The sequence below is a fragment of the Bartonella sp. OC16QHHD genome, assembly GCF_042194035.1.
Classification (GTDB): Bacteria; Pseudomonadota; Alphaproteobacteria; order Rhizobiales; family Rhizobiaceae; genus Bartonella.
The window spans coordinates 1-7,567 of the sequence record NZ_JBHIMJ010000097.1 but is presented as its reverse complement, the minus strand read 5'-3'; the positions used below and the strand labels follow the sequence as shown (position 1 = coordinate 7,567).

The 7,567-nt window shown below is 39.4% G+C and carries 9 protein-coding genes; all 9 read right to left on the bottom strand.

Going from position 1 to position 7,567, the window contains the following annotated elements; genetic code table 11:
* Positions 1–227: 227 nt before the first annotated feature.
* The 9 genes from ACFIK1_RS09545 to ACFIK1_RS09505 all read right to left on the bottom strand — a co-directional run bounded on the left by ACFIK1_RS09545 (position 228) and on the right by ACFIK1_RS09505 (position 7,335).
* Complete coding sequence (locus ACFIK1_RS09545) at positions 228–647, bottom strand: DUF2087 domain-containing protein (RefSeq protein WP_375662669.1); 420 nt, start codon at positions 645–647, stop codon at positions 228–230.
* A 114-nt stretch (positions 648–761) separates the two neighbouring features.
* Positions 762–926 carry a hypothetical protein gene (locus ACFIK1_RS09540; RefSeq protein WP_375634983.1) on the bottom strand — a complete coding sequence of 55 codons (165 nt, stop codon included), beginning with the start codon at positions 924–926 and terminating at the stop codon, positions 762–764.
* A gap of 9 nt (positions 927–935) precedes the next feature.
* Complete coding sequence (locus ACFIK1_RS09535) at positions 936–2,090, bottom strand: MFS transporter (RefSeq protein ID WP_375662668.1); 1,155 nt, start codon at positions 2,088–2,090, stop codon at positions 936–938.
* Between the two features lie 510 nt (positions 2,091–2,600).
* Positions 2,601–3,839: a DUF2087 domain-containing protein gene (locus ACFIK1_RS09530; protein ID WP_375662667.1), complete on the bottom strand. Its 1,239-nt coding sequence runs from the start codon at positions 3,837–3,839 to the stop codon at positions 2,601–2,603.
* 10 nt (positions 3,840–3,849) lie between these two features.
* On the bottom strand, positions 3,850–4,620 hold the full coding sequence (locus tag ACFIK1_RS09525) for a hypothetical protein (RefSeq protein WP_375662666.1): 771 nt from the start codon (positions 4,618–4,620) through the stop codon (positions 3,850–3,852).
* A gap of 113 nt (positions 4,621–4,733) precedes the next feature.
* Positions 4,734–5,924, bottom strand: coding sequence for an MFS transporter (locus ACFIK1_RS09520; protein ID WP_375662665.1), 1,191 nt, complete (start codon positions 5,922–5,924; stop codon positions 4,734–4,736).
* Positions 5,921–6,772, bottom strand: a complete 852-nt coding sequence (locus ACFIK1_RS09515) for a hypothetical protein (RefSeq protein WP_375662664.1) — start codon at positions 6,770–6,772, stop codon at positions 5,921–5,923. The genes ACFIK1_RS09520 and ACFIK1_RS09515 overlap by 4 nt, the downstream gene beginning before the upstream one ends.
* The gene (locus tag ACFIK1_RS09510; RefSeq protein ID WP_375662663.1) at positions 6,726–7,112 is read right to left on the bottom strand and encodes a hypothetical protein; all 387 of its coding nucleotides are present in this window, start codon (positions 7,110–7,112) and stop codon (positions 6,726–6,728) included. Before ACFIK1_RS09510 ends, ACFIK1_RS09515 begins: the two co-directional genes overlap by 47 nt.
* Before the next feature lie 64 nt (positions 7,113–7,176).
* Positions 7,177–7,335, bottom strand: a complete 159-nt coding sequence (locus tag ACFIK1_RS09505; RefSeq protein WP_375618735.1) for a hypothetical protein — start codon at positions 7,333–7,335, stop codon at positions 7,177–7,179.
* Between the last annotated feature and the right edge of the window lie 232 nt (positions 7,336–7,567).

Genomic DNA, 7,567 nt, shown 5'->3' with positions numbered 1-7,567 from the left:
GCTCTTATGTCATCTCTTCTTTTGTCTTATGTGTAGCCTGTATAGCCAAATCCTCAAAACAATCCGCTAACTTTTTGTAACAAAAAAACTGCAAACAATTCCTTGAACTCCAAACTATCTATACCACTAAATACTAAGGGGGCGCATAGCTGTCCTAAATTCTCTTTACAGAAAACAAAAAAACAAAACGCTGCACAAGAAAAACTCAAATGCTTGAATTTTTTCTTTCAACGTATGCGCTGATATTTGCTTGCATATCGTCTTAAAAATCCATTTTCCACCAAGGTTCGTCTTAATCTCGCAAAATCTAAAGTAAAAAGGCTACATATTTTTGATGTTTCTGTTTCGCGATAGTTTTTTCCTATTTGAAATGCTTCTGCAATTTTTGTAAGTATATCTTCTGTTTCTAAATGGCGATCGCTAAAATTTTCCATATTTCGTACATTTTTATCTTCTAGCGCTTGCCATAATTTATCGATTGCTTGAAATCCCTTTGTTGTGTTTTGAATAAGACTAAGGTTTAAAAGGTGATTAATAGATTTGTGAATGTTTTTGGTCTCTGAATTGACAAGTTTGAGGATATCAGAAAGAATTTTAGCACCAAGTATAATAACAGTATAGACAGCGCGTAGTGTCGGTGAGGTCATGGCAGAAATGAGCGAATTATAAGAAAAATGATTTGGCTGTATTGCACATGGATATCAATAGAATATTATTCGTGCAGAATGTAGCTACCTTACGCTTGTCTACCCCATAATCCTTTAAGCTATGAGACAATTTGCAACGGAGTTTACAGAGCAATCTTTAAAGACCGTTTTGAGCTTTTTTGTCGCAGAGTGTGTTACAAAATCATAATTGAGCCATTTATGGCGAAGTGTTTTAGGCACTCTTGTTGTGCCACCGGTTGCAAAAATTATATGTGACATGGAAGCTGCTTATTTTTTAGTTTGCATGAGGCACAGGCAAGAAGCAAAGGCGGAGGCACCAACAATCATGCAAAAGGTGAAAGCGATATGATTGTTGAAATGGCTGATGATCCATCCACTTGTCCATGAGCCGGCAGCTTGGCCAATATTTGAAATAACAAGAATATAACTAAAAAGAACGCTGGCAGAGAGGGATGAGGTTGTTTTCCCTGCTTGATAGTATATCTCTGGAATCATGACAGATTCATAGACACTGTAGGCAATTAATGCAGTCACAGCGGTAAAGACCCCACCCATGAGGAAAAATGAGGAGAAACTTCCCATAAGCCATAATAGGTAGAAAGTTGATTTATCAGAAAGGCTGAGATGTTTATTGATTATTCCTTGCCAGATACAAATACTGATGCCAACAATTGAAAAGAAAATTCCACTATAAGGGGCGAGATTGCTGTCAAATTTACTGAGAAGTGTTGTGGTGGTGATGAAAATTCCCATGAGGAATGCACAAAGCAAAGCCGTGACCAGCAAATAAGCAATAGAACGATTATGTATTATTGTTTTTAAAGAAGAAAGAAGAGCTTTTTTTGTTTTTTTATTCTTTTCAAGAGATAATGTTTTATGCGGGTAATGATAAACAATTTGAATGGATAGAACACAAAGATACAAACCAAGGAGTGCAAAAAAAGCCATTAAGAAGGTCGATGCGTTGTATTTTATAGCACTCGTTGCAACAAGAGGGGCGATAACGACAGCAGCATTTTGAAAAAAAGAATAGAGAGTTAATGCGCGCTTAAGAGCATTTTTATTGAGATGTTCTGATAAAATTTCTCTCAAAAATGGCTTTGAAATTGCTTTCGAAAAAGCCATTAAGGTAAAAAAGATCAACCATGCAGAAGGTGTGAGCGATAGGATAATGCACACAAAAGCGCTACTCCTTAAAATAAAGGCGGTAGCCATTAAGAGTTTACGCGAAAATCTTTCTAATAAACCCGTTGTGGTTACCATGAGAATGCTTTCAAGGATTACTGATCCAGCGAGATAAAAAGCAACATTGGCAGCAGTTATGAGAGAAGAGTTTCCAAGCAGAGGGAGTACAAAGAAAAAGGAAAATTCAGAAAGAAAAACTGTGCTATAGATGAAAAAAGGAATTTTATTTTTGCCCATGGAATTTCCATAGAAGTGTTGTTAAATGATCAAAGACATTTTGTTGTATCTTTTGAGGAAGTTTTGCCAGCCCTGTTTTTGCTGTGCACATTTCGTTGAAATAGTATCTTTCTTGATTCACTAGCCAGTCCAATGCAAGAATATTGTTTTTTCTACGATGTTTTTAGAAATATCGAGCATGATTTGGATTGAGCAACAACACTGTGCCCGGATGTTCGCGCAACAATCGTAAGATCATTGAGACCTTGATCCTATATCTTCTCCTGATGGGTTTGACTGTTTCTAACCCTATTTAATAACCAATTGACATCCCGCACTCTTGTTCCTCCCCATTGCATCTCTTGCGAAGAGAGCACGCTAATCTCATCTCCATAGATTGTCAACATATGAATGGGATGAATGATTTTGTAACCTTTTAATGAAATTACATTTTTTTAGTGGAAGGTTATTCATTCTCTTGAAATAGAGAAGAAAAACGATAGCGTTCGCTAATCATTTTTCAATTCTCTTTTAGCGCATGCGTTGATATTTTCCTCCATGGCGTTGTAAAAAAACTCTCTCAACAAGAGTGCGTCGTAATCGGGCAAAGTCTATCGTAAAGAGGTTGCATATCTTGGAAACTTCCGTTTCGCTATAGGTTTTTCCCATTTGAAAGGCTTCACCAATTTTTGATAGCATCTCTTCTGTTTCTAAATGGCGGTCGCTTAAATTTTCCCTATTCCGTTCATGTTTATTTTCTAGCATTTTCCACACTGTCTCTTCGGCTTGAAATCCTTCTGTTGTGTTGTGAATAAGTCCAAGATTCAAAAGGCGATTGATGGATTTGTGAATGTTTTTGGCATCTGAATCGACATGTTTGAGGATATCAGTAAGATTTTTTGCACCAAGGATGATGGTGGCATAAACAGCGCGCAGTGTCGGTGATGTCATGGCAGAGATCAGTGAATTGCGGGTATTGCGTTTGTGAAGGGTTTCTTTTCCCATGGGCAAAAGATCGTTGCGAATGGGAAGTTCATTGATTTCTATGAGTTCTGCTTGTAGTGATTGTGCGCGTACAATTTGTTCGGCTGGGGTGCGTTTGCGAATAATTCCCAGACCACCTTGGCGATATTTGTGGTTTTCGGGGAGTGTTAAAGCCTCATAGGAGCCATCAAGCCGATAGAGGAGTTCTTCCCAGATAGGGGTTCTAACACGTCGAACCCGTTGTTCGCCATTGAGAGCAATTGTTGTTATCATTGTTGGTTCATGCAAACAAAGATAACCACCAGGTGTGATATGTTCCCAAAGGGTTAGAACAAATCGTACATCATCTGCGGGGGTTCCTGCATCAATCCAAGCAAAATCTATTGGCGCCCAAGATTTGAGGGTGCTTTCATCAAGAGAGAAAAAATTTTCATTGATAAATGTTACAGTGTCTTTTTTAATGCTATCTTTAAGAAGTTCGTGCCATGCTTCTTCTGCTGATTGACCTTCTACTGTAAAATCATCAATTGTGATAAGCCGTGGTTCGTAATTCTCAAGGACTCCTGAAGGATCAAGCAACGCTGTGCGCTCTTCCCAAATGGCGGATTCTAAAAGCTTTTTATCTTGTTGCCATGATAAATTCGCTTTTTGAAGTGCTTTTGCGATAAAGCGCGTACTATTACCAGCACCGATTTCAATGACTGTGCGCGGTCTTGCCATTTGAATAAGCGTATGGATAAGTTGAGCACTATTTTCTGTTCCCATGCCAGGTCTTATCAGCTGCATCTTTTTATCCTTATAATGTGAGCAATCGTAGCATTCCTGCTTTTACAAGAAACTTTATTGAATCCTCTAGCGGGTATTGAAGATGCATTGGTGTGGCAGCTTTCTGCAAGAGATGTTTTGTTTTTTCATGAAGCCGGATTGTGCGCCCATTAAGTTGATTAATGGCAAGAGTGCCAAGAGGAGAATCGATGATACGACATGTTGTCTCTCGTAAAAGAGCTGTTGCATCATTTTCTGAAAAGGCTTTTTGATCTGTTTCGATGAGACCGTGTCGTAGCAGTGATATCAAAAGACTTCCAGAGGCAAGAAGAGTACCATTGAGTTTGATTTCTTTTAAGGGTTGGACAAGGCAGCCTTCACGAAGTGCTTCAAATATGGGAAAGTCGAATCCGCCAAATGTCGCTCCTTTTGTAGAAACAATGGTGATGGGTTGTATTTGCCGTTTGCCAATGAGTGCTGGTTTGTTTCTCGTTATCTGTACGTCCTTTGCCCATTGAACGCGTGATAAAGGATTGAGTTCACGTGGGTAGACAGCGAAAGAATTGATGGCTATAGGTGGTGTTGGTTTTTGCAATTCAAGTGTGTGGATGCTTTCATTCAAGTCATGTAGCATATAGTCTGCCAGTTGCCATACATAACCACCTGTTCTATTGTAAAAGTTTAAGCCTATAGGGTCTTGTTGCATGATGTTAAACTGTTTTCTTCTGCTTTGAAATATCAAGTTTTGGCAATGGTTGTTTGCTGGGGTTGTTTGTTCCTCCACACGAGAATGGTTTATCAAAATCACATTGCTTGGTATGGGGTTGCATGGGAGATACAATAATTTGATTAGGTGATGATTTTTATGCCATTTTTGGGCATGGTTTTTTTCGAGAGAAAAGATGGCAAAGTTTGCTAGGCATTATCCCATTCCTTTTTTTGCATAGCGCGGTTTAACGTAAAGCCTAATAGGCCTGCGATCATGGTGGCAATGCCAATGATAAATAGTGTGTATTGGGTGTGATGCACTTTTACAAAACCAGCTCCTAGAAAGCCAAGGCACACCGCTGTTTGTATGATGAAGATATAGGCGGGCATTTGGTTGTTTCGGTGTTCTTTCTGAATGGCTTTCATCATAAAACTTGCCATTAGAGCATTTTGTACGCCGTTTGCACCACCAAGGATGAAAAATGACAGCATCATTAACCATACAATGTATGTGAGAGAAAAGCAGAAAATTGCTAAGCCAATGGTTGTGGCAGCCAGTGATGCACCAGCGGCATTGCCAAAGCGATGAAAAAGGCTGGAGAAACAGAGTGGACCAACCACGAGGCCTAGACTTATCATGCTTGTGATTACCCCATAGGTTTCAGCGCTTAAGTTGAGATCGGTACGAATGCGGACAATCGATAAGACGTTGAGAGCAGAGGTGAGGATGATGGTGATGATGAGGGGAGAAAGAGCATAGACAACATTTTTTTTACGCAAGAGCCCTCTTAAATCTAGTCCCTTTTTGGCTTGCTGTGTTGTGGTTGTTGGCATATGTATGTTTAAACTTTTAAAACAGAAGAGAGTGATAAAGGTTGCACAGAGAACCATGATAGATAGTGCAAAGAGCCCTTTTTGCCCGTTTGAGAGACCATATAGCACACCTCCTAACAGTGGTCCTGCAATGTAGCCAAGATTACGGACTGTTTGGATAATGCGGTTGATATGGTCTAATTGCCGATCATTTTTTGCGAAGTCAGGTACAGCAACAAGGATAGCAGACCAAAAGAGTGAACCAGCACACCCTAGTGCAAAAGAAAGGGCAATATAAACCCAAAATTGGTTGGCGATTGCAGCTGTGGCTATAAAGAGTGCTTCAAACAATAAAACAATGGGTACTGTTCGCGCTGGTTGGAAGCGATGCAAGAGGCGTGGTGCAATTGGTCCGGCACAAATTGCCCCGACAAGCCCTGCAAACAGCAGCATTGAAATAGATGCTGTGCTTTCTGCTAAGTGTAGAGCAAATGTAACTTGTGCTGTTTCATCGGCAAAGCTGCTAAAGCTCAAAACAAGGAAAAGTCCCATTTGGGTAAAAATCATGGATTTTTTCTTTGTCACAATGCTCCCCAACATGCTAAAGCTTTTACAGCTTTTAAAATTTCCTTCTGTGCTGTGTCATGTGGTTTATCATTTAATTTTGCTAGATCTAATTTTTTTCCTGATGAAAGTTGAGAAAGGAAATGTTCTAGATGAGAGCTATACTCAAAACTGGCGCAATGCCCATTTGCTGCGATGAGGAGTTCTTTTGTTTCTAGTAAGGGCACCCATTGGAGGGTTGCAGATGCGCGAAGAGTGATTTCATTTTCAATCTCAGAGACGTCAATAAGGGGGCGCTTGACACATAAACGTGAACTTGTATCACAAATTAATTGAGAAACCAGCATATGGCGTTTTAAGGTACCATTTGCGATGGCGGAGTTTAGTGCAGAGTGTTGAAAAGCATTATCAGGGTTTAAATTTGCTCTTCCTGATGCGCGGATATCATGTCGCGTTCGATCATCAAGATGGAGTAAATGCGTGACATAATTTTTATGATGTTGTGCATCGTGTGCTGTTTCCCAAAAAGCAATATTGATATTTGCCGCGATATTTTTTCCAGTTTCAGCAACGTGGAAAGCATCATGGGGAAAGTAGGCAACACGGTCTGTACGGTTTTGCAGCGCAATTGCTGTTAATTTATGCGCTTCATATTCAGGATATTTTAGCCCTTGGAGGTCTTCTCGTGTACTGGGCCATGCAAACATTGTTTTGCCATCCTGTAGAGTAAAACCAAAATTATGAGCGTGATCCACATGTATCCCAACATGGGTGGAGGAATATCGGCCGATGAAGCAGTCAATATCCACGCGCCCACCAGGCCTAAAACCTAAAGAATGAGCTAATTGATCTGAAAACTGTTTTGCCACATCCCATAGAACAGGGGTTGCAGCGTATAATCCATAATACATGACCGCCCAATTCTTGTCCTTCGGCATATTGGTCAACGCGGGCAGTATATTCTTCTATAGTTCTATCCGTATCTAAAACAAGAAAGTTTGAAAGAGGACGTGGACTCCGCACTCCATTAACCACTGTTACTACTTCGGATTTAGGATTAAGAGCTAAGAGTTTATGAGGATGTAGAGCGTATTGTCTTAAAGCATTCAAAACATCTCTTTCATTGAAAGGGATGTACGAAATTGACAATTCAGCTGCTTGCTTAGCCCAAATTTTTTGAGAAAAGCCCTCTGAAAATAACTGAAACATGCTATTAAATAAGCTTAATTTTTAAAGATGGATGGATAAGCAGATTTGCATCAACAATACATCATTAAACTTCCAGCGAATCATTCATATTAAGCTCATCAAGCTCACTTTGATAAATTTGAATATCGTTACGCTGTGCATACTTAGTAAGCATTGCAGTTGGCACAACTTCATCAGCAGCCAATTCAATAACATTTTTTACTTTATTAAGTGAAATATTCATATATTTCCCCCCTTATAGTTGATAAAAAAAATCACTGATAACCACTCGTTTCACCTTAGCATGGATTTTATTTTTGTCAAATACAATGTTGATTGCAAAGAGCATTTTAAATAAGAGGGCTGAATTTTAGAGTAATTAAGAAGAATTTACAAAAAAAGCTGCACTATGCGTGCAGCTTTTTATGTATTTGCTTTAGAGGTAGAAGTTTTAAAGCATGAAAGTGTCCTTACGG

Excerpts from the sequence above, each read along its gene's own strand:
- ACFIK1_RS09540 (WP_375634983.1), bottom strand. The coding sequence starts at position 926 with ATGTCACATATAATTTTTGCAACCGGTGGCACAACAAGAGTGCCTAAA.
- ACFIK1_RS09530 (WP_375662667.1), bottom strand. The coding sequence starts at position 3,839 with ATGCAGCTGATAAGACCTGGCATGGGAACAGAAAATAGTGCTCAACTT.
- ACFIK1_RS09505 (WP_375618735.1), bottom strand. The coding sequence starts at position 7,335 with ATGAATATTTCACTTAATAAAGTAAAAAATGTTATTGAATTGGCTGCT.
- ACFIK1_RS09545 (WP_375662669.1), bottom strand. The coding sequence starts at position 647 with ATGACCTCACCGACACTACGCGCTGTCTATACTGTTATTATACTTGGT.
- ACFIK1_RS09535 (WP_375662668.1), bottom strand. The coding sequence starts at position 2,090 with ATGGGCAAAAATAAAATTCCTTTTTTCATCTATAGCACAGTTTTTCTT.
- ACFIK1_RS09510 (WP_375662663.1), bottom strand. The coding sequence starts at position 7,112 with ATGTTTCAGTTATTTTCAGAGGGCTTTTCTCAAAAAATTTGGGCTAAG.